Here is a 25,042-nt window from a genome sequence, read left to right on the forward strand (position 1 = left end):
TTTTGTATTTGCAAATGACCCGAATAATTTTGCATTCAATCTAAGTATCAACAAGGCGATAACAAAGTATAAAAAGGTGACGATTCCGACCTGAAGATAAAACTGTGAAGAAGATCGCCAAATACCACTACCGATAACTGCACCCTGTATTTCTTATCTACACTTGGTTGATAAAGTGGCTTAAGGAAAATTGTAATTGCTTGATTTAAAAATTACTTTACCTATTTCCGTGCAAAACGGTGGCTTGTTTATTTCCCGTGGCGTGGGTAACCACCCGCAGCGAGAACTGGACTCATGGGAAATGATTTTCGTTGAAAAAGGGACACTTACGATCCGTGAGAATGACACGCTATTCAGCGTAAAAGAGGGAGAAAGCCTGCTACTTTGGCCACACAGAAAACACGTCGGAGTAGGAACCTTCCCGGCGGATTTAAAATTCTACTGGCTGCACTTTGAAATTAATCCGCAGCACGAATCACAAACAGAATTAGAATTGCCCGCGTCGCTCATCTCCCTGCCGCAACACGGAAAAGTGCTTAACCCGCAATATGTTATCTCTTTATTTCGCCAGTTTTTAAGCGAGCAGGAAGCCATCAACCGCAGCGGTGCTCTGGAACTCATCCTGTTACTGATCATGCAGCAGCTGTCTGTTGCCGCTAACAACAACCCGCAGGCAGATAACAGCGGCGTGGCGCTGGCGTATAAGGCTCAGCAGTTAATACGCACGCAATTCCACTTGCCGGTTTCTACCTCGACACTTGCCAACCAGTTGCATTGCAACGCGGATTATCTTGGGCGGGTTTATCGCCAGACATTTCAGTTGACCATTACCGAGGCAATCCAACGCCAGCGCGTGCTGAGTGCGGAAAAAATGCTGATTACCGACTCCTGTTCGTTGAGTGAAGTGGCAGAGCGTTGTGGGTTTCAGGACGTGGGATACTTTCGGAAGGTGTTTCGTAAAGCGATGGGGTTAACGCCCGCCGCATGGAAACGGCGCTATTGTAAGGTGCATATTAATTCGGATTAGCGGCGAGTAACGTTGCATTACCCGCCCTTATATTTTACCGACAGTTGAGCGTCAGGTTTACCAGTTGAACGGGATTTCCGCCCCGACGCCTAGTCCGGCATCGTTATCACTGTGGTTTGCTTCAGTGTACCAGACACCCACTTTCAGCCTCGCCGAGCGATAAACGTCTCCGCTCCAGCCGAGTTGCAACCCTGTCAGAGTGTCTGACCGAGGGAAAGCCTGGTTAATTTCCTGGCTTTCAGGATTGACCCTGGCATAAACCAAACGAGCACTCCAGCGCTGGCTGTCTTCAGTAGCCAGTTCCACCTTGCCCGCAAGCAGTCGCCCATCACCACCAATAGCATCACCCAACGGGTACCCCTGCTGATAATAGCCGTCGGTGTAAATATGATGGGTGTAGCTGGAACCCAGGCGCCCGAAGTTTCTGCGCGTGTCATGAGCTTCCACATACCAGTTAATGGCGTCTTTTCCGACGCTATGATGGCCTTCCACGCCGCCGAGGAAGAGATTTCCGCTAGGCATGAACCCTGCTTCGTCTTCTCCAATCATCTGACCATAAAAATTGATTGGCCATCCAAGAGTGGGTTGTAACTTCAATTTGAAATCAAACCCGGCTAGTTGGTTACCCGGTTCATTACCGGTGCCGGTGTTATCTTGTCCAGTCATGCCATCCATAAATGTACTGAATGACTTGGACCGCCCATCCCCTCCCCACTGCATCATGCGCGAAGCACCGAGTTCAAGTGAAGACAGCGGGGAAAAAGTCACCCGTCCACCAGTGAGTAACGTATGGGGAACAGAGGTGTATTGATTGAGTTCGCCTGCGGTAAGTTGATATTGCCACGGCCCAATCCAGTTCAACCACCAGGTTTCCGGTGCAGTTTGTTCCGCACGCTGTAGCAAAAACCCCGTCACCGGGCGTGCCGCATCAGAGCGAATAAGACTGCCTTCGTAGCCTGGTCCCCACCATTGTGGGATCTGCCCAAACGCCAGCCACTGATTTGCGAATCGCAGTGCAGCATAAGAATCGTTGAGGTTGAAACGGGAACCATTACTTATTTGCATGTCCGCCTCAGCGTTACCTTGCAAATGCACGTCCCATTCTTCACCACCGAGATTCAAAGCCAGCGAAACATCCTGCCCGGAATAAACTGAATCGGCGAATCCCTGCGGTGCCCCCGTCTCATTGCTAAATGAGTGAGCGGTGATTCGGGCGTTAGATTTCAGAACGGCCATACGATGGTCGACTCGTTGCAGTACAGCGCGCTCGGAAGCATTTTGCGTTTGGGCATTTTTCAGTGCCCTTTCAACCTCATCCTGGCTAAGAGGCCAAGTGGAAAGCCCGAGGTTGATAATTCCTTTTTCGGACAAAAAGGCCAGATCGTTGCGCAGCATTTCATCGGGTAAAAGTAATCCCGATGCGTTTGCCGTGATGCTGATACTTAATAGGGTAATACTGGCGGTTGCACGAATAACATTATTTTTGAACGAACCCACGGGATATCCTTTCTGGCATATTCAGAAACTCCATTGATGAACAAAGGGGTTCAACAGGAACACTATTTTTTAAAGAGTTATAATTAACACGCCTTTGTTAACTTACCTTGCCCATTTATAAGCAATACGTAAAAGGTTGGCAGGCATTAAATGGAATACGATGCGTGAATATATCAACAATATATTTCTTACAGAGGTTTGCTTTAACATCCACATATATTTACTTCTTAGTTTTATTTCACTTAAAGCTTTGCTTAATCCTTTTCTGCGATGAACCGTATCTTCATCAAGCCTATAGTCCAGCAGTACGTCTTTAATATTTGCAAATCTAAATCCGTTATGTAACAGATAAAACCATAACGCCATATCTTCAGTTAGTGTGGTATCCACAGGGTAACGAAAACCTTTCTCGAAAACTTTGCGACGGAACATAACGGATGGATGAATGAAAGGGCATCTAATAATGCTGAACTTCAACAAATCATTATGGCAAAGAGGTAGATGCTTTTGGTCTAAGGCAAAATTAGCACCAAATTCATGGCAGGAAGTCCCCAGGACATCAATATCACTACATGTTTTCATATAGTTCATTTGTTTGAGGAGTCTATCTGGATGTGAAATATCATCGCTATCCATGCGAGCAATAAATTTATAGCCGCCCTCCAGGCAACGCTCAATTAAATAATTTAACGCAGTTGCCAGCCCTTTATTTTCATCGAATTCAAAGATTTTACATCGAGTGTTTTTGGAATAATCATCAAGCACTGCCTGTAAGGCATCACTAACCTTACCATCACGATAGATCAGTATATCGCAATAAACATCCTGTGATAATAAACTTTCTATCGCAGCAGTAGCGTACTCCGGTGTATCATTCTTATATAAACTCATAATAACTGATATTTTATTCTTCATATTAGTCCATTTTTAATATTAGAAAGAAACCAATCAAATTTATGGACACCTGATATAAGGCGGTTATTTCATCAAAATTCTTTGATAGGAACTCGCCATGACTTCTGAGGATAAGAAAAGATCAAAGTCATTCTTTATATCGAGTGGATTTAAAGTTAAGCAGTGCTTTATCGCCTCTCTAAGGGATTTCGGATCGTTAATATCACATATACACCCGAAATTAGGGCTTAATCCGATGATCTCCGTATGCGGCGGAATGTCTGACAAAATGCAAGGAGTACCCGTCGCTAAAGCTTCTAATGCAGCCATTGGTAGCCCCTCGAAAGCCGAGAAAGAAACAAAGATATGATGCTGTGAAAGAAGATAAGGAATGTCATTCCTTTGCCCAAGATAAGTTGCGTTCTTATCTTTTTTATTCAGATCATTGCACTCACACTTTCCGACAACGCTTAAAGTAACACTGTCTTTTTCTAACTGATTACAGCACTCTACTAATTCTTTCACTCTCTTTCTTTGATTGACTATACCAACATAAATCAACTTGATGGGGTGGTGCTCCAATGCTGATGGAGTGTAATCAACGGAACGCACACCGTTTTTTATAGGTGTACTTGTAAGATTATAATTTTGCTTTACATAGTCTGCGACGCTTTTTGAAACAGAGATAATATTTAATCGCCTGAAGGCATATAAATGAAAGCTAGTCATCAATCTGGATAACAACTTACCATAAGTTAACTTATAGTCCGGCCCTATATAGTTATGCAAAATACAATAGCATTTTGCCTTTATCTTATTCAGAACTAAAGATAAAGAAATATCAGACCTAATTCCTTGTGAAACGACAACATCAATGTCATTAGTTTTAATGAATGAAACTATCTTAGTTGAAATTTTCAAGAAATTATAAGAATCATTGTTAAATGACTCTACATGACATCCTAATTTCATGAAATCCAAAGCACGAGATTCTTTTACATCCAAAGGAGAGAGTGAAACTATGGAAATGGTGCTGCCACAATTCTGAAACACTTTACTGCTAACAAGTTCAAAAAGTTGATTTATTGGCCCTCCTCTTTGTAAAGAAGAGGCCAAAAAAAGAATATTTTTATTCAAACTGAGATTTCCATAGCTCAATCGATTTAAGCGGCAACGAAATATTAGTGTCATGTTCCTCGTTGAAAATACTGACGTATTCATCAACGCAAAGATCTCTTGGGATAACATGCAGATTAAAGTCTTTTCTTTTTTCTTCCGCCCTATTATCAACTGAGATAATGATACTTCTTCTTAGCTTCTGTAACGCTCGGATACCAGCATGCAAGCGCGTTCCAACATAATCTATAGATGGAACATTTTCTAATACATAATCAAAGTCGGAAAGGTTTGCAGGAATAACCTTAATGCCATTAATTAAACAACCAAATGACTGGAAGTACTCGTAATCTTGAGAGCCTTGCACCCAAAAGTAGACATCATCATATGATTTCTTTAAAGCTTCAATCAGGATCAAATCTTTTGCATAATCTTTCCTGTAATCAGTAAGGGTAAATATCACATCCTTAGATTTTTTAGGAACGATTTGTGCGCAATGATCTTCTGTTAAATCCCACATGGTTGCACATGCAGTATTAACAATATTCGTGATACCTGCACTTTTTAAAAGCTTCTCAGTATATGAATCCCTCACAGAATGCATATGGGTTTTACTGAGGATATGCCTTAATAAAAATGACGTGTAAGATCCAGGTTTATCCTGATAATTAGTCCAACCCACACCTAAAGTAATCACCTCTTTCATAAAAAAGGCATTATAAAGATCAACGTTCCATTGTCTGTGTAATAACATTGAGGAATTGAGGCAGTTAGTTCCACAGAGAATATTGGCTGAGATTTCTTTTTGTCTTTTCATTCCCACCCGAGTAATTCTTTCATGGGTAGGGAAATGGACTTTTTGTGACTGAGGAAATAATTTTGAAATTTGTTTATATGCCGAATCCATGATGATGAAATCACCAATATTCATTGAACAAATACTTGTGTTCAAAATCCCTATTTTTGATGATGCGTTATCAAAAAACAATGTTATACACCTCGGTTAATATGTAAAAAATAGCCATACAATAAAGAACTAACAATCCCATTAGCTAATATAATTAATGGCAATGAAAATGAGTTACCTGTGCCTGCAACCATATAAAATAAAATCACAATCATTACTGAAATAAAATTGCAGAAAAATACAGACCTATGAAGTTTCTTAGCCTTAAGATGGAATGAACTAAACTTAAAAACACCACTGATGGATTGATAAAAACACATCAGTAAAATAATAGACAACTGATATTGATTGATGTCGAAAAATATCATATAGAACAATACGACAAATAAGGTACACGCAAAGGAAACAATCAACCCATTTTTAAAATAGCTTCTCCACCTGGAAGTTAACTGCTTTGAATCTCCGCTATATATTATCTCTCTAATTTCAGGCATGAGTTTATTTTCTACTGCTGAAAAATAAATTGCTATTATTCCCCCCAGGCTTAATGCAAGCCTGGTAAATACCAACTGCTCATTATCGATAATTTTTTCAAGGTAAATAAAACTGCCTTGAGTAATAACCCAAAAACAAAGCATTGAAGCAGCAGACCATTTACCTATTGTCCAGTATTCAAGGAGTATTTTTTTAAGCTCCGGCTCGACATGATTTGAATGATAGTTTTTATTATTAATTAAAATTATCATCAATGATATGAAACTCATGATGAAGATGAGAACTGAAAGATAATGTCCAGCCTCACGCACGCCACAAAAATACATCAAGCAATAACTCAGCATTGAGACTAGCAATAGTAACGCCGAGAGTATTGCTGAGATAAAATCCTTCTTAACAATATAGAGACTACGGCGCAAAAAATCATACAATGGGTAACACATTGATAATCCGAAAATTAACAGACTATATTTCCAGTCCTGCTCTCTTATGAACATCAAGATTGAAAGTAATGTGGCAGAGATAAAACTTATAAATATTGTCAAATATAAAGACAGTTTGTAATGATAACCTTGCGTTACTCTCTCTACGCTAAAAACCCAAAATGGAGAGATGACTAGCGATACGATAACAACCAAACTGAATGATGAATAAGAATTTATAATGATATATTTAGCAGCTTGGGTATTATCAAGAAATCTGGAAGCAAAAAAAATCATTCCGACATTTAATGCTGCAAAAGAAAACTGGTCTATATATTTACATAACTTATTTAATTTTACTAACATCATTCATACACTTTTTTATTTTGATATTCACCTCAAAATGACACACTGCAGTTATTATAGAATAATGCATTGCATCTTATTTAAAGCTATTTAATTAGTGCAGTTAATAACATATCACGAGAAGAAGAAAATATATAAGTTGGTAATATAGCCACTATAAAAAATGCAGCTCTAACAATTTTCTTTTCCTTGTAATTTTGTTCTATTGCAATAACTGTCGGAATTAACATTAATACCAAACAAAACATTCCTATTCGCTTGGATTGTCCACCACCCATCAAACTAATTGAAACTACAATTAACGATATAAAATAAACCTGTAAATGCATGATTTTTTTGCTTAGATCATCAAGTTTGAACTGGTATGAAACACAGTAAAAGCCTAATAAGACTAATGACATTGCCAAGTAAACTCCCGCTCCTAGCTCTCCTGTTTCCGAATTTGATTTAGTGGATAATACAAACTGTATTGCAAACAGAAAAACAATGCTGATTAATATAAAAACCAGACTGTTTTTTTTCTTTTTATTAAACAATAAATAAATTGTAAAGAACAAAAAAAACACATTGTGGGTCAATCCTGCCAACAACCCAACACTCATTTTCTTTTTGAATGAATCATCAAGCATGCACATTGCCAGGAATGATGATGACAGCACCATAGATAAATACTGCCTGTATATATTTTCCATCCCCATTAAAGATGGGAAAAACAATAAAAACAAATATGGATAATAAGGTGGAAGATTTAGTTTTCTTGTTGTCCAGAGAACAATTACAAATGAAAGAGCATCATATAATACAAATACCGACTCATCAGAATGGATAAACTTGTAAACAAACCTTGAGGACAACCAAAAAATAGGTTCCTTTAAATAATATATATCTAAAGACTCTAGTTTAAAGTTTACTGCATATGCATTGATGTCCAAATCAAAGCCTGATGTTCTCATTATTATTGAAAAAGCAAGGAATAGTAAGAAAGTAAACAAATAATATAACTTCGTTCTGTTTTCAACAAAACAACTAACTATTCCTGTAACAAACAAAATGCTATAAAAAATCAACTCTAAAGTCATTATATATTCTCATCAAAAACATTCACGATGAATAAGAATTATAGGCTCCATACTCATAGTAATTACTGGTTCGTTTTTCAACACCATTAAATATTATTCCGCTCACAGTAAGGTTATTCTGTGCAAAACGCTTTGCTGAAATATCCATTTCTTTCAAGGTGTTCTGCTGAAAACGTGCGACTAACATTATCGTGCCCGCATATTTAGCGGCGATACAAGCATCACTAACGGCAAGAACTGGAGGGGTGTCAACAATAACAATGTCATATTGACTAGCGGCCCAAACCATCAAATGTTTAAAATTCGCATTCATCAGTAGTTCAGAAGGATTGGGTGGTATCTGCCCTCTTGAAATAAAATGTAGGTTATCAACTTCTGTTTTTTTAATAACTTCATCAAAGGATTTCCTACCAATTAATATATCGGAAAGCCCATTTTTTTCATTACATCCAATAACATGATGCACCTGGCCTTTACGCATATCAGCATCGATCAAAAGTACTTTTTTGTCAGACTGGGCGATAACAGCAGCAAGGTTACAGCTAACAAAGGTTTTTCCTGCTTCTGGTGTTGCCCCAGAAATAAGCAAAATATTATTCTCAGCCTGCATCATTGCAAAATGAAGGCTGGTACGGAGACTACGAATAGCTTCGACTGAAAGATCTGTTGGATTATCTTTGGCCAGTAAATTGATTGAGCGAACCGTTTTCCGTTTATTTTTATCCATTTTCAGATTTCGGTCTTTTAACCACTTGGAAGTTGGGATCGCCGCGTATACATTTAACCCTAACCCCTCAATTTGCTCGCTGCTCTCAATACCGTTGTGCAAGAATCTACGTGTTAAACAAAATGCTATTGAAATAAATAACCCTACTGCAAAACCTAAAGAGATGACTAAAACTATCTTTGGTGAGATAGGTTTTGTATCAGTAACTGCCATATCGACAATACGTACGTTACCTACAGTACTTGCTTTATTGATGTTCAATTCTTGCTGTTTATTTAATAGCAGCATATACACTTCCTGCCCAGACTGCACATCACGTGTAAGACTCAATATTTCCTGTTGAGTTTTAGGCATGTTACCAATACGAACATTCAGTTTATCTCGTTCTTTTAATAAGAGATCTTTCTTTTCTAACAAGGTCCGATAAGCGGGATGATCTCGTGTATAAAGCTTAGATATTTCAGCTTCTTTAAAGGTTAATTGGTTTATTTGTGCATCTAAAGCAACTGTATTATCAAGAACAGATTTTGCTTCCAATGATAAATCAACTGATTCATTTTTCTGCCGAAACATGTTTAATCGAGTTTCAGCTTCATCCAGTTGTGAGCGCACCAGAGGCAACTGTTCTTTCAAAAAATCAAGGCTCTTAGCTGCTTCTTCAGATTTACGGCCAACGTTCTGTTGCAGATAATTGTCTGCAATACTGTTCAATACCTCTGTCGCTTTCTTAACACTATCTGCTTTAAAAGTAAGTTGTAGCATACCACTGTCTTTACTTAAGTCAGAAACAGAAAAATTATCCAGAAGATTATTAATTGCCGTAAGCTTTGCTAGTTTGGTTATAACAAATGTTGTATCTAAGGGTGCGTCAATATCACTAATGAGTATGCGTATACCATTTTTTTCTAACAACGTCCCAATCTTGCCCGTCAGAGTTAAACCATCAACTGAGATACTATATGTATCTGTAGAAAGCACGGTGAGGCTAAATGGAATGTCTAATAATTCATCTGGCACAGTTAATCGCGAAATCGCAATACTCCCATCATGATTTCCTAAAAAACGTGACAATCCTTTTCCAATGAATGGGAAATGTTTTTGTTGAACAATCATGTCTAGTCCCAGTTGTTCAACTGTTTGTCCAAGTACCAAACGAGACTGTAACAACCCTATTTCAGTCTGTGACTCAGGTTTATTGTCCGGCAAGATGTCAGAAAGTTTACTCAATACATTGCTGCCGGTGCTTTGTTCAACTTGCACTAGTGCATTTGCGCTGTAAATTGGCGTTGCCAATAAAGCATAAGCAATACTCAAAATAGTAAAGATGCTAGTGACGATCACTATCTTCCATTTATTATCAAGCAGCACACCCAATAATTCACGCAAGTCAATTTCTTCACTTTTATTGTTGTTTTTATTAACACTGGAGGTTAGTTCAGACATTTAACGACATCTCTTTGCGGTATCTATTTCTTTAATGCCAGAACCCAACGCGCGGTGCTTTGAGCCAGCTGTGTATAAACCAGTTGGTACATTTCTCGGCTTTTTTTGTAGGGGTCGCCAATTTCAAGCTGGTTCTGCCAATGGCCAATTAACATGGTTTTGCCACTGGCTTCCGGGTAGTTTTTTTTAATCTTCTCGAGATGGGATTTTTCCATCACCAGAATCAGGTCATATTGCATGGCGAGTTCTGAAGAAAATGCCTGAGCACAATGTCCATCAAGCGATAACCCATTTTCCGCAGCAACTTGTGCCGCTATTGCGTTGGCACCTTCACCAACCAGAGCACCTAATCCTGCGGAATTAATCTTTTTACCCGGCAGCGCTTTTCGTAATAACCGCTCCCCGGTTGGGGAGCGGCAGATATTGCCAATGCAAACTACTAATATTGAATCAAACATAATTACCAGTTCTTAATCATGCGGATGGTTTCGGTCATGTCATTAACGCCGGTAATAGTAGGAACTAACTGGCCAAGCACACGATTCCAGCGGGTAACAGGGGCCGTAGTGACATAGACAATGTCATACGGTTGCAGTTTGAATTCGGTTCCCATGACCAGCGCAGTGGCATCAGAAATATTCAATTGGTAGACATTCGCCAGTTTGCCGCCACTGTTTTTAGCATGGGTTGAGCGGATAACAAAAATACCCGTCGCATCAGCGGTCATCTGGTCGATACCCTCCGCATTGCCCAGTGCTTCTGTCAACGTCATGCCACTGCGATCCATTCTTAGTGTGGTTTGTTTCTTCACCTCGCCCATCACGAACACTTTCAGGTCATCGTTACGGGGCACGAAAAGAATATCGCCGCTATACATCAGGCGATTCTGTTGCAAGTCGCCATTTTTCATCAGCGCCTGGAGGGAAATACGTTCGTCTTTGCCGTTGTGGGTCAGGACCGCATTATTCCAGTCAGCATTGTCGGCTAGGCCACCGGCCTGGTTGATCGCATCCATAATCGTTAGCGGCACGTTGGTAATGGCAAGCTGCCCTGAATGCGCAACTTCGCCGGTCACGTAGGCTTTCTGAGAACGGAATGCCGCAACACTAATATCGATTTGTGGCGATTCAATATAAGCCGCCAGTTTGCGGGTCAACTCCTCGCGTAATTCAGCCAGCGTGCGGCCAACCACCTTTACCTTGCCCGCATACGGGTAGAAAATTGTACCATCTGACTGTACCCAGTTACCGGTATCTGAGGCGCTACGGTACTGGCCCGCAGGCGTTGTCAGCTCAGGGTGGTCCCACACGGTGACCATCAACACATCACCCACTCCAATACGATACTGGTAATCCTGTACCTCTTTTTCGAGTTGTGAATTAGTTCGCGCGACCACTGGCGCAATACTCAGGGATTCAATCAGTTTTGGGGTGACGGTGTAGACGTTAACCTTGTCGCTGATATTCACCGAGTCGTCTTCATTGACGATGTTCTTGCCGGATGTTGTGAGATTACTGCCAGGAACAATCGTGCAGCCACTAAGCAAGACAGCTGAAATCAATAACGGCACAGCTGCTAATTTTACAATTATCATGTTGGTCACTTGGTTCATCGAAAGGGGTTAAACCCAGCAGCGCCGGGCTTTTATATAAAAGAAAACGGGAAGGTATTAGCGGTTGCTGACAGGTGCTTCGGCACTCACGGCTCGAGAGGATGTGAGTTGAGATCTCATGTCCGGGTGGCGCTGTTGTAGCTTATTGTTGATGGCAAAGTAGCTGGCAAATACACCTATAAACAGAGCCAATGAAAGCCACTCGGTAATACCGATTATGGAAAGTACCATCCCGACGCACGCCAGCGTGGCGGTGAGCACCGAGGCAAACAGCACCGTCTGACGGGCTGTTAAGCCGCTGCGAATTAAGATGTGGTGCAAATGGTCACGATCCGGATGGAACGGGCTTTGCCCCCGGCGCAAGCGCCGCACCATAATTGTCACCATGTCCATCAGTGGCAACGCAATCAGCCACAATGCTGTCACCGGAGCCATCACAGCATCGTTGCCCTGGCTGCCGAGCATCACCAGCCACAGCACCGTAAAACCAATCACCATGCTTCCGGCATCACCCATAAAAACTTTAAGGCGCTTGCCGCCTATAAAACCCATGTTGAACATCAAATAAGGGATCAGGGCGACTATCATTAACAGACACCACATGGCACGAATTTCTGTCCCAGCCAGTAAGAAGACCACCATTAGTGCTGCGAATATCACGCATGACACGGAACCGAGTAAACCATCAACACCATCAATCATATTGAAAGCATTGATAGCGGCCCAGGTGGCAAACAGCGTCGCCAGATAACCCACTGGGCCAAGCTGCAGTTCTTGTTCGCCTAACAGGTGGCCGAAAGTATGTAGGTAAAGGCCGTCGACCATAAGAATGACAGCGGAAAGCGCCTGAATGACAACGCGTGGAGCCACCGGAAGATCAAAGCGGTCATCCGCAATGCCAACAAAAAGCAGCAATGAAACGCTCAGTAAATAGGTAAGAAAATGTGCTTCGGTGTGGGGCAAAACTTCAGGGCTGAACAGATAACACATTGCGATAACGCAATAGAATGAAATCCCACCGACCAGAGGTATTTCACCTTTGTGTTGTTTACGACCGCCGGGTTTATCCACCAGGCCACATTTTAAGGCCACCACGCGAGCGATAAGGAGCGCTGCCATTGCGGTCAAAAAAATGATGATGATTTCTTTAATCATGATGCTGATACCTAAATTCCTTTTAACAACGCTACCGCCCATAGCGAACGTGGAAATAACCACGGCCATTACAGAGATTCATTTTGTGCACACATCACAACAACCACATCCGTGTGGTTACTTAAGTCTTAAGAAGAGTGAATTTCGCGCATTCTATTACAGGAAATTAAGAGGAGCAAAAAAGCACCAGCTTTATATTGAGCCATTAAAAACTTACAATAATATTTCATTAAAAATTAATTTATACATAAAAAACAAACAGTTAAAACCATTTAATTAATGGAAATTAATTTTTTATAATTTCTTAAAATACGAATTAAATGGCAATTACTTATTATTTAATAAATCATTAGCCATCGAGAATTAAGGTTTTTAAATCATTGCTAGCTATATATTTAGTATATATTCAAGTAATATATAAAAGATGTATTTATCGTGAGTTGTAAATCTCCACATAAAACCGGATGGAGAGTATCGATGTATATTGTTATTTTATATTCAGAGCTGCGTTATCTGAAAAAGTAAGGGGATAGTGTTTAATATCCAGACCGAATGGTTGTTTGTTTTTTACGCACCACCTGTAAAAAATCGCTCTCAGAATAATCTTAGCCAGCCAAAAACAAAGATAGTTTTTTTGCGAGGGAACATCTTCACCGTATCGCGACTAACAATTTGAAACAAAAAGATTTTATGAGAATGTGATGTTCTCATATCAACTGTAGCAAACTGATTTAACCGCTAGTTAAGCAAACATAAATAATTAATTCAGTAAACTTGTAGAACTATTGCGGCAGGCTCGTTGAATAGTGATAAGAAGTGAATAAATGGATGATAAGCAGTCATTTCTCGCCCTGCTGCCTTGCGAATCTGACGGATCTAACAGCGAGTTGTGTTATACACCCGTATTCAGAAATGGTGAGAATTGAGAAGATAATTGCTGGAAATCTACACACAAGCGATAACAGATAAGGTCAGAATTTCCCCCATAGAACCCCGCTTTCACAATTAAATCTTTTGCGAAAATTCCGTAAACCGACTGCGATTATTCTGCAAATTCAACGTTTCGCTGCCAGGGGTGGCGCTATCGCAAGGCTCCGTTCACTTCTGGTTAGTGAGGATGCAATAAAATAGTGGTGTATTGTCGTAGCTAAACAAATAGCTCGACACATTTTCGCGGATCATTTTCAGGCTGATTCCGCGCTCGCGATAAATGAAAAAGTCCGGTGTTTGCGGAAAGTACTGACTGAACACCTTCTCCAGCTCGCTATGCTCACCAGAAATCATGATGATTTTTCCGTCTTCATGCCAGTATTTGAAGCTGAAATTATTGTTGGTATTGATCTCAGGTTTACCCTTTTCTTTCAGTATCCCCAGTGACGAGTAAGTCCCCGAGCCGTTATCAAAAGTGAGGTGAGTAATCATGTCATAGCTGATATTTTCACCGACAATATTCGTTGTAGCATCACAAGAAAAATGGTCCTTTTGATAAGACTGATACCAGGAAAGAGACAACGGGAGTGCGATTAATAAAACAATCAAAACCCAGCAGTACGCCGCTTTTCTAGTTTTCATAGCGATCTTTCCTGAGAATGTATGACTGGCACTGGGTGTTGCTGTATTCAATTTTACTGTTACATAGCAACACCGACACGCCCTGCTGAGAGTGATTCAGTGTTAAATAAGCAACTGTGCCGGTTTTACATATCACCGGTTGGCGCTTATCCAACAACAGAAAAGTGCTGATACTTTTCTCCTCACCAGACCATGATGAATAAAGTGAACAGCCTTTTACCTGACCGATGTAATGGTAATCAGAATAGAAAGAATCGCCGCCGATTCTTTGCATATAGAGCACACTGCAAGAAAGAATAAATGCCAGTCCTGCAATAAAATATGCCCAGCGCGAGTGGAAAACTTCAATGATGCGTGTTTTTTGCGCTGCAGGTTCATGGCGTTTTGGAGTCAATATTTCATCGGTGAGAGGCGCTGGCTCAGCACTTTCAACAGGTATGAGGAAATCACTTATTGTCCCTTCCCGCACCGTAGCAATCGATTTAAAACCCATTTTAGGCACAGTTTTAATGATGTTTTCCGCAAGCCCAGCCGACTGTAGCCCTTTTCTGAGGGAGGCAATACTTTGATAGAGCGCATTGGTCGTCACCACGGCACCATGCTTTTCCCAAACCTGTTCAAACAAAAATCGCTGGGTTAATACCTGATGGTTGTGGCGTAGCAAGAGTAGTAAGCATTCACTTGCAGGGGTATGAATTATCACCTTGCTACCAGGAAACCCCTCCTGCGGGCGCAGGCTGTGCTCATCCGGGTCGAAAAGCAGCGAGTCATTAATCAAAAAGACCGTGTTCATTGCATTGCCCTCGCCATATTCTTCGCCATCTACGGGAGCTTCAGGGGGAAAAGTTCTCGTTATAAAAATCTGATTCAGATTTTTTACATTTAAAATCAATTAATTAAAATCGTCACAAAGTATTAGTCTCCAGTAAAACCAAGTTGTAGCTAAGTATAAATCATATAAATTCACTCCTCCTGGCGCATGAAATCGCTATGCTAACTCCATCGTCAAAAACAGTCGGTTTGCTGATAAAAGCGACTTTAATAAGGAAAATTCCTGGTTGTGACTCTTTTGCTGGCAGGGTGAAATAGATTTTCAAAACAGTAGATTAACTGTCGAGTCAGATTAATAATCCAAACATGCTGCACAATTCGAAATTTTATCTTGAGCGGTGGAGTAATGATCATTATCCAGACTAAAGAGTGGTTATTTTGTTTTGTTAGTTTTTTTATGCTGAAAACTATCATCTTGTAAGCGTTTAACTCTAAAAAAAGAAGTTCAGGCCCTTTGAACGACTCTGCTGGCGCATATGTTGTAAGTATTCACCGTAGTCATATAATCCTCCCCTATAAAATGTAGGGCTTATAGGAAATGAACACGAGTGATACCTCCTTAGTCGGATTTATTTTATATGAGCATGAAAGATATGGACTATCAATTGCATGGATTCATGATCGGCAAGGAAATCCATTTTGATATTTATAGCGGCAGGCTATATCGCCTACCGTCTGGTGGCACTGAACGTAATTTCATTTTTGCTTCGATCTTCTTTAATGACACGATGCTGCAGTTATTTACGTATCTATTACTGCATGCCCGGCATAAAAAAGTCACCAAAGATGAATTACTGAAAAAAATTTGGGAAGAAAATAACCTTATCCCTTCCACGCAACGCTTGTGGCAGGTGTTAAACAATCTCAATAAAAGGCTGCATCTGTTGGGGTTACCTGATGATTTCATTTTAAATATGAAAGGCAGTGGCTATATGATCAATTCATTTGATGTCACACCCATTTACTACAAATTAAGCGACGCACCGGTTATTTCCGATATGGATAAAAAATAACAATATAAAGTAGCACCTTGAGTAAGTGCTACGATAGCAGGATGCATTTGCCCTGATTATAGATATTTTCAGGGCTTTTTTTATAAATACCTTCATTGATGAGTGATTCTTGCAACCTCTCCGTTCGAGAGTGAGTTGTTGGTGAGGGTATTTATCAAAAAAGACCACCTTTTGCATTTCACAAATGATAGCAACTTCAAATAATAACGCTAACCAAAGGCTATGTAGCCATTACTGGATATAGTATGAGTATAATAAACGCGTTTTCCAATTTAAAAATCAGCAAAAAACTCTTTCTGGGGTTTGCAACTGTATTAACGATTACGATTATTATCGTCGTCTGCGGGCTGTCTGGTCTGATAAACATCCAGGATAAAATAACCAAAAGCGCATTAACGGCTGAACTCAATAATAGCCTGACCGCAGCGCGCCTGAGCCGCACTAACTATCAATACACTCATAATCCTCATTATCTTGATCAAAACAGCAATGCCCTGAATCAAATGGCAGAAACGGTTTCTCAGTTGAAAACATTAAACTGGTCACCGCAAAGTATGGATGCCTTGCTGAAAACAGAAACCGCGGTGAAAAGTTACATGCTTAGCACCACACCTTTCATTAATGCCCTGAATCAAAAAAATCAGGATGAAGATCGCCTCAATTCAAAAGATCTGTATCAAAAATCTGTTATCGCAGACAAGCTCAGCCGCAATGAAACGCTGGCTTCTGCGCAACAAACTCAGGTATCCCAGCTGAGTTTTATCTTTAATGACATCGATTCGATGTTAAATGATTACAAAGCGAACCCCACTTTACAGTCCCAGCAGTTACTGCAAACACGTTTAACGACGGGGATTAACCATGCGAAACAACTGCTGCCTATGCTTCCGGCGTCTGAGCAAACGTGGGTGCAGGAGGGCATCAGTGAAAGCCAGGGGTTTACTGCTGAACTCCCCGCTTATCTTGCCGCGTGGACGCAACAAAACACCCTTTCAGCACAGTTGACCGATCGTGCCGTGGAGCTGACACGTTCGATTAATGCTCTGTTTGAGCTACAGCAGCTGACGGCTGAAAAAGTCGTCATCACCACTGAATGGGAAATGGCGATCGTTTCTCTTGTTGGGATTCTGATTGGCGTACTGATGGCTTTATTTATCACCCGATCAATTACGCGCCCACTGAACGAAACGCTGCGGGTTGCTGAACAAATTGCCAAAGGCGACCTGACCGGCACGCTGGAAAGCCAGCGCAGCGATGAGCCAGGCTTACTCATGCAGGCAGTTTCAACAATGAATACCAACCTCAAAGATATCATCCACAACGTGCGCGAAGGCGTCGATAGTGTGGCGCGTTCGTCATCGGAGATTGCCGCCGGGAATATGGATTTATCTTCCCGCACGGAGCAGCAGTCTGCCGCCGTGGTGGAAACCGCCGCAAGTATGGAACAGCTAACGTCAACCGTGGCGCTGAATGCTGAGAATGCAAAACATGCGCGCCAGTTAGCGGAAGCCGCCTCGCAAAAGGCCAATGAAGGAAGTCAGATTTCTAAGATGGTCATCGACACGATGAAAAACGTGCAAAGCAGTTCGCACCGAATTTCTGAAATTACGTCGGTGATTAACAGCATCGCATTCCAGACCAATATTCTGGCGCTGAATGCCGCGGTTGAAGCTGCACGAGCAGGAGATCAGGGGAAAGGGTTTGCCGTGGTAGCAGGGGAAGTGCGTAACCTGGCGCAACGAAGCGCGCAGTCAGCAAAAGAGATTGAAACCTTAATCCACGAATCTGTTTCTTATGTCGATTCAGGGTTCCGTCTGGTGGAAGGTGCGGGCGTAGCCATGGATAACATCGAAACATCTGTTATCCAGGTTCGCGACATTATGAGTGAAATTGCTGCCGCAACAGATGAGCAAAGCAAAGGAATTTCGCAGATTGCGCAAGCGATGGCAGAAATGGACACGACCACTCAGCAAAATGCGGCGTTGGTCGAAGAATCCTCCGCTGCCGCCAGCTCGCTTGAAGAACAAGCCGTGCAGCTGGAAAAAGTCGTGTCGATATTTCGTGTGTCAAAAACGCAAAACGACGCCGAGGAGGCTCGCGCTGTGACCAACCATTCCGTGGCTTCTGTGGTAACAAAAAGATCGACAGTAAACAGCAAAGATAGCTGGGTAGAATTTTAACGATTGATTTTGTCATGCCAATACCAGGGGAAACAAAGGGCGGGAAACCGCCCTTTACTTTTCGACTATTATTTCTTCTTATTTAGCATCGATTTTAAATCTGCGAACGGGTTATACGTCGCTTCGCCGACATCTTTTTGCGCGTCTTCACCCGCAACGACGGTGGAACCATACTGGTCAGCTTCGGTGTACTTTGAGTGTTCGTGATCGTGGCAATACAAGCACAACAGTTCCCAGTTACTGCCATCTTCCGGGTTATTGGTGTGGTCGTGGTCCATGTGGTGTACGGTGAGTTCGCGCAAATTCGAATATACGAACTCACGGGAGCAACGCCCGCAGACCCACGGGAAAAGTTTCAGTGCTTTTTCACGGTAGCCACTTTCCAGCCGCGTGTAGTTTTTTGGGATAAGAGCCATAGTCGATGTTTATCCAGTTCATACCCTCGAATTATTTAGGGTATAGAGGTTAAAGTTGGCGCCAGTTTCCGGCTAAATTACGTCTTTATCAATCCCCAAACGCTTCATACGCGAAAGCAATGTGGTACGTTTTAGCCCCAAACGTTGTGCTGCACCACGTGGCCCGGCGACCACACCATTGGTTTCTTTAAGCACACGCAAAATTCTCTGCGCTTCATCTTCCCCTTCGCGGATTTCTTCGCTCGCGACAAGCTGCATCGGTTTTTCTTCCGGTTGCTGGTATTCCATCTCTGGCAACGAAAGATGCAGCACATTGCCGCGGGTTAACAGCACAGCACGTTCAATCACGTTTTCCAGTTCACGCACATTGCCCGGCCAGTCCATGCGGCTCAGGGTACGCAAAGTTTCCGCCGGAATACTGTCGATATTGCGGTTCATGCGATGGGCGATTTTAAAGGTAAAAGATTTCACCAACAGCGGGATATCTTCCGGACGCTCACGCAGCGGCGGCAACATAATTGGGAACACGTTCAGGCGATAGTAGAGGTCGCTACGGAATTCTCGCTCGGTGACCATCTCTTTGAGGTTACGGTTAGTCGCAGCAATCAGGCGCACATCCACCTGCTGAACTTTATTACTGCCGAGGCGCTCAAACTCTTGTTCCTGTAGCACGCGCAACAGCTTAGGTTGCAGCTCCAGCGGCATATCGCCCACTTCATCGAGAAACAGCGAGCTTTTGTCCGCCAGCTCAAAACGCCCGATGCGCTGAGTGTTCGCGCCGGTAAACGCACCGCGTTCATGGCCGAACAGGTCACTTTCCAGCAGACCGGCAGGCATCGCCGCACAGTTAATTTTCACCATCCGGCGGCTGTTGCGCTCGCTCAGGTTGTGAATAGCGCGGGCAATCAGTTCTTTACCGGTGCCCGTTTCGCCGAGGATCAGCACAGTACTGTCGCTTTTCGCCACCATCTCGACTTGTTTAAGCACATTCGACATCACGTCGCTGCGGCCAATAATTTCACCAAAATCACTGGCGACATTATTGATTTGCTCGGTGAGATAGAGGTTCTCGTCGACCAGGTTTTCTTTCAGGCGATTGATTTCCTGATACGCCAGCGCGTTATCTACCGCGATGGCGATACGTTCGGCAATCTGGCGCAGAAGTTTCAGGTTTTGTGGCGTGAAGACGCCCGCTTCGCATTGCGCCAGTTTCAGCACGCCGAGCATGTTACTGCCAAAGGTCAGTGGCAGCAGGCACAGCGTCTGGAGTTGGTTGCCCCACATCTCAAACAGCATGCGTTCATACGGCGCGAGTTGGTCACCGTGATGCAGGTTCAACAGCAGCATTTCACCACTTTTGAGTACCCGCTCAGAAAGTGTACCCGCCATTGCCACATCGCTTTGGTCGTGGATTGATGACTGTTCTTTCACGAAATGCGTGGAGTAGACCGTCAGGCGGTCTTTGCGGTTTCCGCGCAGCACGACACTTATCGAGTCTATCGAGAAATAGTGGTGAATCTCGTTACCAATTTCGCTGATCAACTCATCGAGATCGAGTTTAGAAAGTACAGCGTTCGTCACTGCGACGAGGATTCGGTAATCGTCACGTTCGCGGCACAGCTGTTGATAACCGAGGTTGGAATCCAGGCGGCTTTGAATTTGCTCCGCAACCAGCGCCACAACTTGAGCCAGGGTGTGCAAGCGGTTGAGTTCTTTATCCGTCCAGGCTGCATCGTTGTTGCGAATAAACTCACAGCCACCAAAAATTTTACCTTCCGCCGCCAGAGGCAGCAGGCAGTAGCGGCCAAATGGCGCATACAGTTCCAGGTTCATCACCTGTGGCCAGGTGTCGGTGAACTCTTCGTGTGTACAGATCAGTGCTTCCGGGCGCGACAGCACACGCCGCACAGGCCCGTTTGCCAGCACCATTTCATCTTCGTAATGCAGTTCCTTGCCATTTTTATCCGTGCCATAAAATGCCACACGCTGATGCAGCGGATGATAAAGCAGAATATGCACTCTATCCGCTAACGCACCTTGCTTTGCCATTTGAGTCAAGCAGTTAGCAAGTGCCGGGAGATCAGGTTGCTGCAACAGGTTGCGCGTAATATCAAATAAACCCTGTTGCCCGAGATCGCTCATCGGTGTGTATGACATTTTGCTTATCCATGAAGGTGAAAACTGAAGGAAGCTACAAATCAGAACGCCCGGCGATTTGTCATATAAATAGTGCTTAAGTGTAGCCAGGACATCTCGCTGGGTTTATGGCTTAGGTCAACAAATGCGAGGTAGCGGTTCTGAATGTGGCAAATCTAAGGTCCGTTTTACACCATAAAGCCCGGCGACACGCACGCCTTTGCGCTCAACCACATCGCCGATAATAGCCGCATTTTGCCCCAATGGATGTGCCTGTAAAGCCGCAAGAACGCTTTCTGCGGCATCCCTCGCAACGGCAATCACCAGTTTGCCTTCGTTGGCAAAGTTAAGCGCATCGAGGCCGAGCAATTCGCATACGCCACGCACAGCCGGGTTCAATGGCAGCAGGCTTTCTGTCACTTCCATCCCGCAACCGCAAGATGCCGCAAACTCATGCAACACGGCATTTACTCCACCACGCGTCGCATCACGCAGCGCCTTAACGCCAGCAATATTCAGCAATGGCGCAATTAACGGAGCCAGCACGGCGCAATCACTGATCAGTGCACCTTCCAGACCAAGCGATTCACGCAGGTTAAGGATGGTCGCGCCGTGGTCGCCCAACGTGCCGCTGACGATAAGCACATCGCCAACGCCAATGTGTTGCGTGCCCCAATTCAGGCCGGCAGGAATAGCGCCGATACCCGCAGTGTTGATAAACAGTTTATCTGCAGCCCCACGCTGCACGACTTTAGTATCACCGGTGACCACCGCGATACCCGCCGCTTTTGCCGTCGCCGCCATGCTGGTGACCACGCGCTCGAGCGTTTCAAGCGGTAAACCTTCTTCAAGGATAAAACCGCACGACAGCCAGCGCGGTGTTGCACCGCTTACCGCAACGTCGTTCGCCGTACCGCAAATGGCTAACTTACCGATATCGCCACCCGGGAAAAAGAGGGGGTCGATAACGTAGCTGTCAGTTGAAAATGCCAGGCGATCGCCGCTTGCGGTGAGTTCAGCCAGCGGTAACCGCGCCTGATCTTCTTGCTCAGCAAGCCATGGATTATCAAACGCCTGCATAAACAAGTCAGCTACCAATTTTTGCATTGCCTGGCCGCCGCTGCCGTGGGCCATTTCGATTGTTTTCATACTTCGCTCTCCTGCCCGCGATATTGATACCATGCGGCACACGCGCCTTCGGATGACACCATCAGTGCACCAAAAGCATTTTGCGGATTACAGGTTTTACCAAACATTGGGCACTGGTGTGGTTTGCAACGCCCGGTGAGCACATCACCACAACGGGCGAGTGGGTCGTCGTAAACCTGCTGCGGTGCGGGCTTGAAATGATCTTCTGCGTCGAACTGGCGATAGTCGTCTGTCAGCTGAACGCCAGAATCGCTAATCGTGCCAAGCCCGCGCCATTCTGCATCACCACGCACGGTAAAGACATCGGCAATAGCTTGCTGCGCAAGGCTATTACCGGCATCCGGCACCACACGTTTGTATTGGTTTTCCACTGTACTGTGTTGATGGATTTTTTGCTCCACCAGCATCACCACACCTTGCAGTAAATCCAGCGGTTCAAAACCCGCAACGACGAGTGGGCGATGATGTTGGGTGGCAATAAAATCATAGGCTTCGGTGCCTATCACCATGCTGACGTGACCAGGAGCCAGGAAAGCATCAATGCCGTTATCCGGCTGCTCCAGCAAGCTACGCAGCGTTGGAATAAGCGTAATGTGCTGGCAGAAAAAGTAAAAATTATTAATGCCCTGCGCTTTCGCCTGTTTCAACGTGATGGCCGTTGTCGGCATCGTCGTTTCAAACCCTAGGCCGAAAAAGACCACTTTGCGATCCGGGTTCTGGCTCGCCATCGCGAGCGCATCCATTGGCGAGTAAACCACGCGCACATCCGCGCCACGCGCTTTGGCCTGCATCAACGAACCATTTTTCCCCGGCACACGCATTGCGTCGCCAAAGGTACAAAAAATGACGTCGGGATGGCTGGCAATCTCAATACAGGCATCAATACGGCCCATCGGTAACACACACACCGGGCAACCCGGTCCGTGGATAAATTCGATGTTTTCCGGCAGCAACTGGTCGAGGCCAAACTTAAAGATGGCATGGGTGTGCCCGCCGCAGACTTCCATAATACGTAACGGGCGCTGTGCGGTGTACGCGAGTTTAGGTGCACGCTCGCGCAGTACATCAATAAGTTGCATAACTTTTTCTGGCGCGCGGTATTCATCTACAAAATGCATCATCCGCGTTCTTCCCCGAAGAGCAAGCCGCCAACATCAGGCTCCACTTCGAACATGTTTTGTAGTGCATCCAGAGTGTCGCGGGCTTCGGCTTCATCAATGATGCTCATCGCAAAACCGACATGAACCAACACCCACTGGCCGATTTGCGCATCGCCCACCAGCATCAGGTTTACATCACGCTTAATACCGCAGACGTCCACTTTGGCGCTGCCATCTGGCAGTTTTTCAACAATCTGACCCGGAATGCCTATACACATCGTTGCGTCTCCAGCCAGTTCAGCCACTCGTCCATGCCTTCACCGCTTGTCGCGGAAACCAGCAAGATTTCAATATTCGGGTTCACCTGGCGTGCATAGTCGAGGCACTTCTCGACATCAAATTGCAAATACGGCAACAGGTCGATTTTGTTGAGCAGCATTAATGAAGAGGCAGCAAACATATGCGGATACTTAAGCGGTTTGTCTTCACCTTCGGTCACGGAAAGCACCGCCACTTTATGGCGTTCGCCGAGGTCAAAACTCGCCGGACACACCAGGTTGCCGACGTTTTCGATAAACAGAATGCCGTTGCGTTCAAGCGGCAGGCGCTGCATCGCATCGCGGATCATCTGTGCATCAAGGTGGCAGCCTTTACCGGTGTTAACCTGAATGGCTGGCGTGCCGGTTGCGCGAATGCGCTCGGCATCGTTTACCGTTTGCTGATCGCCTTCAATCACGGCGCAAGGCACATTTCCGTGTAGGCGCTTCAGGCTTTCGGTCAGCAATGTGGTTTTGCCGGAACCAGGGCTTGAAACCAGGTTCAGCACCAACTGTTGCTGTTTCGCAAACTGTTCACGGTTATACACCGCGAGCTGGTTGTTTTTATCCAGCACGTTGAGTTCGATTTCCAGCATACGGCGCTGAGTCATACCCGGCGCGTGGGTGCCTGCGGCACCGTGGCCATAATGCAGGTCGCCTTGTTCATCGGCGGTGGGGGCAAATTTCACCCCGGTGATTTGCATTGTTGCGCGCGCAGCTGGCGCGAAAGGTGCGCTACGGAATCCTGAGTGCGGGTTGCGCTCGTCGCCTTCTATATACAAGTTGCCTTCAGCGCAACCACAAGTACTACACATGATTCGTCTCCTCCACTTCCAGACGCTTAATCTGCACGCCATCATCTGCAACGATGCGTAAATTACTGCCTTCACACAACGGGCAGCGCCTCACCAACTGAGTCACCAGGGTGATGTGTTGCTGGCAGTCGTAGCACCAGCACTCCGCTTCTTGCTGGTGAATATAAAGCTGGCAGCCTTCGGCTAATGTGTCGCGGCACACTAATTCGAAACAGAACTCCAGCGCGCTTTGCTCAACGCATGAGAAAGCGCCCACTTCCAGCCAAACACCTGTGACGCGCGTGGCGCCGTGTTGGCGGGCTTGAGTTTCGATGAGTTCCAGTGCGCGTTGGCAGAGGGTGATTTCGTGCATGTTGCCTCCGGGGATGTCTGCTGGAGGTAATGCAAGGATGATGCCAGGGTTTATACACTTGCCGTTTGGGAGGCAATACTATGTCCGGCATGGTGATTTTCCGTTCACCCGGACGTTATTCGATCCCTGGTTTATCTGCGAACGGTGAACGTCCCAGGAGGATTACGACATCCCCCTGGGGACCCCGTCGCCCGGTGATTAAATTGCCGCTGCGCGGTAAACCCCAGCTTATCCCCAACGTTCAGGGTCGTTCGCGACTCGCTCCCGGCGATCGCTCTCTTTCGCTGCTCCAGGCAGCTCAACCCTGACTTGGGGAACACTGGGGCAATTTATACCGGGAACAAGGTCAAAACCGGCTCAGTGTGGTCTTTAGGCCTTTAGGTTTTGACGTTGACCTTGGGTTCCGGCTTCAATCGCCTCC

22 protein-coding genes are annotated in these 25,042 nt (G+C 44.5%); 3 read left to right on the plus strand and 19 right to left on the minus strand.

What is annotated here, in order from left to right; all coding sequences use genetic code 11:
* Positions 1-196: 196 nt before the first annotated feature.
* The gene (locus M975_RS17975; protein WP_064561261.1) at positions 197-1,027 is read left to right on the plus strand and encodes a helix-turn-helix domain-containing protein; all 831 of its coding nucleotides are present in this window, start codon (positions 197-199) and stop codon (positions 1,025-1,027) included.
* A 57-nt stretch (positions 1,028-1,084) separates the two neighbouring features.
* On the opposite strand, the gene M975_RS17980 is transcribed toward M975_RS17975, so the two are convergent.
* The 12 genes from M975_RS17980 to M975_RS18035 all read right to left on the minus strand — a co-directional run bounded on the left by M975_RS17980 (position 1,085) and on the right by M975_RS18035 (position 15,105).
* Positions 1,085-2,524, minus strand: a complete 1,440-nt coding sequence (locus M975_RS17980; protein ID WP_064561262.1) for a capsule assembly Wzi family protein — start codon at positions 2,522-2,524, stop codon at positions 1,085-1,087.
* A gap of 102 nt (positions 2,525-2,626) precedes the next feature.
* Positions 2,627-3,439, minus strand: a complete 813-nt coding sequence (locus M975_RS17985) for a glycosyltransferase (RefSeq protein ID WP_064561263.1) — start codon at positions 3,437-3,439, stop codon at positions 2,627-2,629.
* A gap of 63 nt (positions 3,440-3,502) precedes the next feature.
* A complete protein-coding gene (locus M975_RS17990; RefSeq protein WP_064561264.1) occupies positions 3,503-4,555 on the minus strand; it encodes a glycosyltransferase family 4 protein in 1,053 nt (350 codons plus the stop codon).
* Positions 4,548-5,465, minus strand: a complete 918-nt coding sequence (locus tag M975_RS17995; RefSeq protein WP_064561265.1) for a polysaccharide pyruvyl transferase family protein — start codon at positions 5,463-5,465, stop codon at positions 4,548-4,550. Before M975_RS17995 ends, M975_RS17990 begins: the two co-directional genes overlap by 8 nt.
* Before the next feature lie 59 nt (positions 5,466-5,524).
* Positions 5,525-6,727 carry a hypothetical protein gene (locus tag M975_RS18000; RefSeq protein ID WP_064561266.1) on the minus strand — a complete coding sequence of 401 codons (1,203 nt, stop codon included), beginning with the start codon at positions 6,725-6,727 and terminating at the stop codon, positions 5,525-5,527.
* An 83-nt stretch (positions 6,728-6,810) separates the two neighbouring features.
* Positions 6,811-7,803 (minus strand): EpsG family protein, encoded by a 993-nt coding sequence (locus M975_RS18005; protein ID WP_064561267.1) that lies wholly within the window; start codon positions 7,801-7,803, stop codon positions 6,811-6,813.
* A gap of 22 nt (positions 7,804-7,825) precedes the next feature.
* Positions 7,826-9,973 carry a polysaccharide biosynthesis tyrosine autokinase gene (locus M975_RS18010; protein WP_064561268.1) on the minus strand — a complete coding sequence of 716 codons (2,148 nt, stop codon included), beginning with the start codon at positions 9,971-9,973 and terminating at the stop codon, positions 7,826-7,828.
* A 23-nt stretch (positions 9,974-9,996) separates the two neighbouring features.
* A complete protein-coding gene (locus M975_RS18015) occupies positions 9,997-10,431 on the minus strand; it encodes an arsenate reductase/protein-tyrosine-phosphatase family protein (RefSeq protein ID WP_064561269.1) in 435 nt (144 codons plus the stop codon).
* Between the two features lie 2 nt (positions 10,432-10,433).
* Positions 10,434-11,567: a polysaccharide export protein gene (locus M975_RS18020; RefSeq protein ID WP_064561389.1), complete on the minus strand. Its 1,134-nt coding sequence runs from the start codon at positions 11,565-11,567 to the stop codon at positions 10,434-10,436.
* 75 nt (positions 11,568-11,642) lie between these two features.
* Complete coding sequence (gene wecA, locus M975_RS18025; RefSeq protein WP_245164474.1) at positions 11,643-12,809, minus strand: UDP-N-acetylglucosamine--undecaprenyl-phosphate N-acetylglucosaminephosphotransferase; 1,167 nt, start codon at positions 12,807-12,809, stop codon at positions 11,643-11,645.
* Positions 12,810-13,838: 1,029 nt separating this feature from the next.
* Complete coding sequence (locus M975_RS18030) at positions 13,839-14,312, minus strand: hypothetical protein (protein WP_064561270.1); 474 nt, start codon at positions 14,310-14,312, stop codon at positions 13,839-13,841.
* Positions 14,302-15,105, minus strand: coding sequence for a winged helix-turn-helix domain-containing protein (locus tag M975_RS18035; RefSeq protein ID WP_064561271.1), 804 nt, complete (start codon positions 15,103-15,105; stop codon positions 14,302-14,304). Before M975_RS18035 ends, M975_RS18030 begins: the two co-directional genes overlap by 11 nt.
* Positions 15,106-15,721: 616 nt before the next feature.
* Here M975_RS18035 and M975_RS18040 point away from each other — a divergent pair.
* Both M975_RS18040 and M975_RS18045 read left to right on the plus strand, forming a co-directional pair.
* On the plus strand, positions 15,722-16,156 hold the full coding sequence (locus M975_RS18040; RefSeq protein ID WP_245164477.1) for a winged helix-turn-helix domain-containing protein: 435 nt from the start codon (positions 15,722-15,724) through the stop codon (positions 16,154-16,156).
* Positions 16,157-16,401: 245 nt separating this feature from the next.
* Positions 16,402-18,336: a methyl-accepting chemotaxis protein gene (locus M975_RS18045; RefSeq protein ID WP_064561272.1), complete on the plus strand. Its 1,935-nt coding sequence runs from the start codon at positions 16,402-16,404 to the stop codon at positions 18,334-18,336.
* Positions 18,337-18,404: 68 nt separating this feature from the next.
* Here M975_RS18045 and yajD read toward each other — a convergent pair whose 3' ends face one another.
* The 7 genes from yajD to hypA form a co-directional block, all read right to left on the minus strand.
* Positions 18,405-18,752, minus strand: coding sequence for an HNH nuclease YajD (gene yajD / locus M975_RS18050; RefSeq protein WP_064561273.1), 348 nt, complete (start codon positions 18,750-18,752; stop codon positions 18,405-18,407).
* 72 nt (positions 18,753-18,824) lie between these two features.
* Positions 18,825-20,909 (minus strand): formate hydrogenlyase transcriptional activator FlhA, encoded by a 2,085-nt coding sequence (flhA, locus tag M975_RS18055; RefSeq protein WP_064561274.1) that lies wholly within the window; start codon positions 20,907-20,909, stop codon positions 18,825-18,827.
* A gap of 117 nt (positions 20,910-21,026) precedes the next feature.
* Entirely contained in the window at positions 21,027-22,037 is a 1,011-nt protein-coding gene (gene hypE / locus M975_RS18060) for a hydrogenase expression/formation protein HypE (protein ID WP_064561275.1), read from the minus strand.
* Entirely contained in the window at positions 22,034-23,155 is a 1,122-nt protein-coding gene (gene hypD / locus M975_RS18065) for a hydrogenase formation protein HypD (RefSeq protein WP_064561392.1), read from the minus strand. Before hypD ends, hypE begins: the two co-directional genes overlap by 4 nt.
* Positions 23,155-23,415: a HypC/HybG/HupF family hydrogenase formation chaperone gene (locus tag M975_RS18070; RefSeq protein ID WP_064561276.1), complete on the minus strand. Its 261-nt coding sequence runs from the start codon at positions 23,413-23,415 to the stop codon at positions 23,155-23,157. The genes hypD and M975_RS18070 overlap by 1 nt, the downstream gene beginning before the upstream one ends.
* A complete protein-coding gene (gene hypB / locus M975_RS18075; RefSeq protein WP_064561277.1) occupies positions 23,406-24,269 on the minus strand; it encodes a hydrogenase nickel incorporation protein HypB in 864 nt (287 codons plus the stop codon). The genes M975_RS18070 and hypB overlap by 10 nt, the downstream gene beginning before the upstream one ends.
* A complete protein-coding gene (gene hypA / locus M975_RS18080; RefSeq protein WP_064561278.1) occupies positions 24,262-24,621 on the minus strand; it encodes a hydrogenase maturation nickel metallochaperone HypA in 360 nt (119 codons plus the stop codon). The genes hypB and hypA overlap by 8 nt, the downstream gene beginning before the upstream one ends.
* Between the last annotated feature and the right edge of the window lie 421 nt (positions 24,622-25,042).

Origin of the sequence: Buttiauxella brennerae ATCC 51605, from assembly GCF_001654925.1 — a bacterium.
Lineage (GTDB): Bacteria > Pseudomonadota > Gammaproteobacteria > Enterobacterales > Enterobacteriaceae > Buttiauxella > Buttiauxella brennerae.

Bases quoted from the DNA above. Each gene is read 5' to 3' on its own strand.
- M975_RS17985 (WP_064561263.1), bottom strand. From the start codon at position 3,439: ATGAAGAATAAAATATCAGTTATTATGAGTTTATATAAGAATGATACA.
- M975_RS17995 (WP_064561265.1), bottom strand. From the start codon at position 5,465: ATGAATATTGGTGATTTCATCATCATGGATTCGGCATATAAACAAATT.
- M975_RS18000 (WP_064561266.1), bottom strand. From the start codon at position 6,727: ATGATGTTAGTAAAATTAAATAAGTTATGTAAATATATAGACCAGTTT.
- M975_RS18005 (WP_064561267.1), bottom strand. From the start codon at position 7,803: ATGACTTTAGAGTTGATTTTTTATAGCATTTTGTTTGTTACAGGAATA.
- M975_RS18010 (WP_064561268.1), bottom strand. From the start codon at position 9,973: ATGTCTGAACTAACCTCCAGTGTTAATAAAAACAACAATAAAAGTGAA.
- M975_RS18015 (WP_064561269.1), bottom strand. From the start codon at position 10,431: ATGTTTGATTCAATATTAGTAGTTTGCATTGGCAATATCTGCCGCTCC.
- M975_RS18020 (WP_064561389.1), bottom strand. From the start codon at position 11,567: ATGATAATTGTAAAATTAGCAGCTGTGCCGTTATTGATTTCAGCTGTC.
- wecA (WP_245164474.1), bottom strand. From the start codon at position 12,809: ATGGCCGTGGTTATTTCCACGTTCGCTATGGGCGGTAGCGTTGTTAAA.
- M975_RS18030 (WP_064561270.1), bottom strand. From the start codon at position 14,312: ATGAAAACTAGAAAAGCGGCGTACTGCTGGGTTTTGATTGTTTTATTA.
- M975_RS18035 (WP_064561271.1), bottom strand. From the start codon at position 15,105: ATGAACACGGTCTTTTTGATTAATGACTCGCTGCTTTTCGACCCGGAT.
- M975_RS18040 (WP_245164477.1), top strand. From the start codon at position 15,722: ATGAGCATGAAAGATATGGACTATCAATTGCATGGATTCATGATCGGC.
- M975_RS18045 (WP_064561272.1), top strand. From the start codon at position 16,402: ATGAGTATAATAAACGCGTTTTCCAATTTAAAAATCAGCAAAAAACTC.
- yajD (WP_064561273.1), bottom strand. From the start codon at position 18,752: ATGGCTCTTATCCCAAAAAACTACACGCGGCTGGAAAGTGGCTACCGT.
- flhA (WP_064561274.1), bottom strand. From the start codon at position 20,909: ATGTCATACACACCGATGAGCGATCTCGGGCAACAGGGTTTATTTGAT.
- hypE (WP_064561275.1), bottom strand. From the start codon at position 22,037: ATGAAAACAATCGAAATGGCCCACGGCAGCGGCGGCCAGGCAATGCAA.
- hypD (WP_064561392.1), bottom strand. From the start codon at position 23,155: ATGCATTTTGTAGATGAATACCGCGCGCCAGAAAAAGTTATGCAACTT.
- M975_RS18070 (WP_064561276.1), bottom strand. From the start codon at position 23,415: ATGTGTATAGGCATTCCGGGTCAGATTGTTGAAAAACTGCCAGATGGC.
- hypB (WP_064561277.1), bottom strand. From the start codon at position 24,269: ATGTGTAGTACTTGTGGTTGCGCTGAAGGCAACTTGTATATAGAAGGC.
- hypA (WP_064561278.1), bottom strand. From the start codon at position 24,621: ATGCACGAAATCACCCTCTGCCAACGCGCACTGGAACTCATCGAAACT.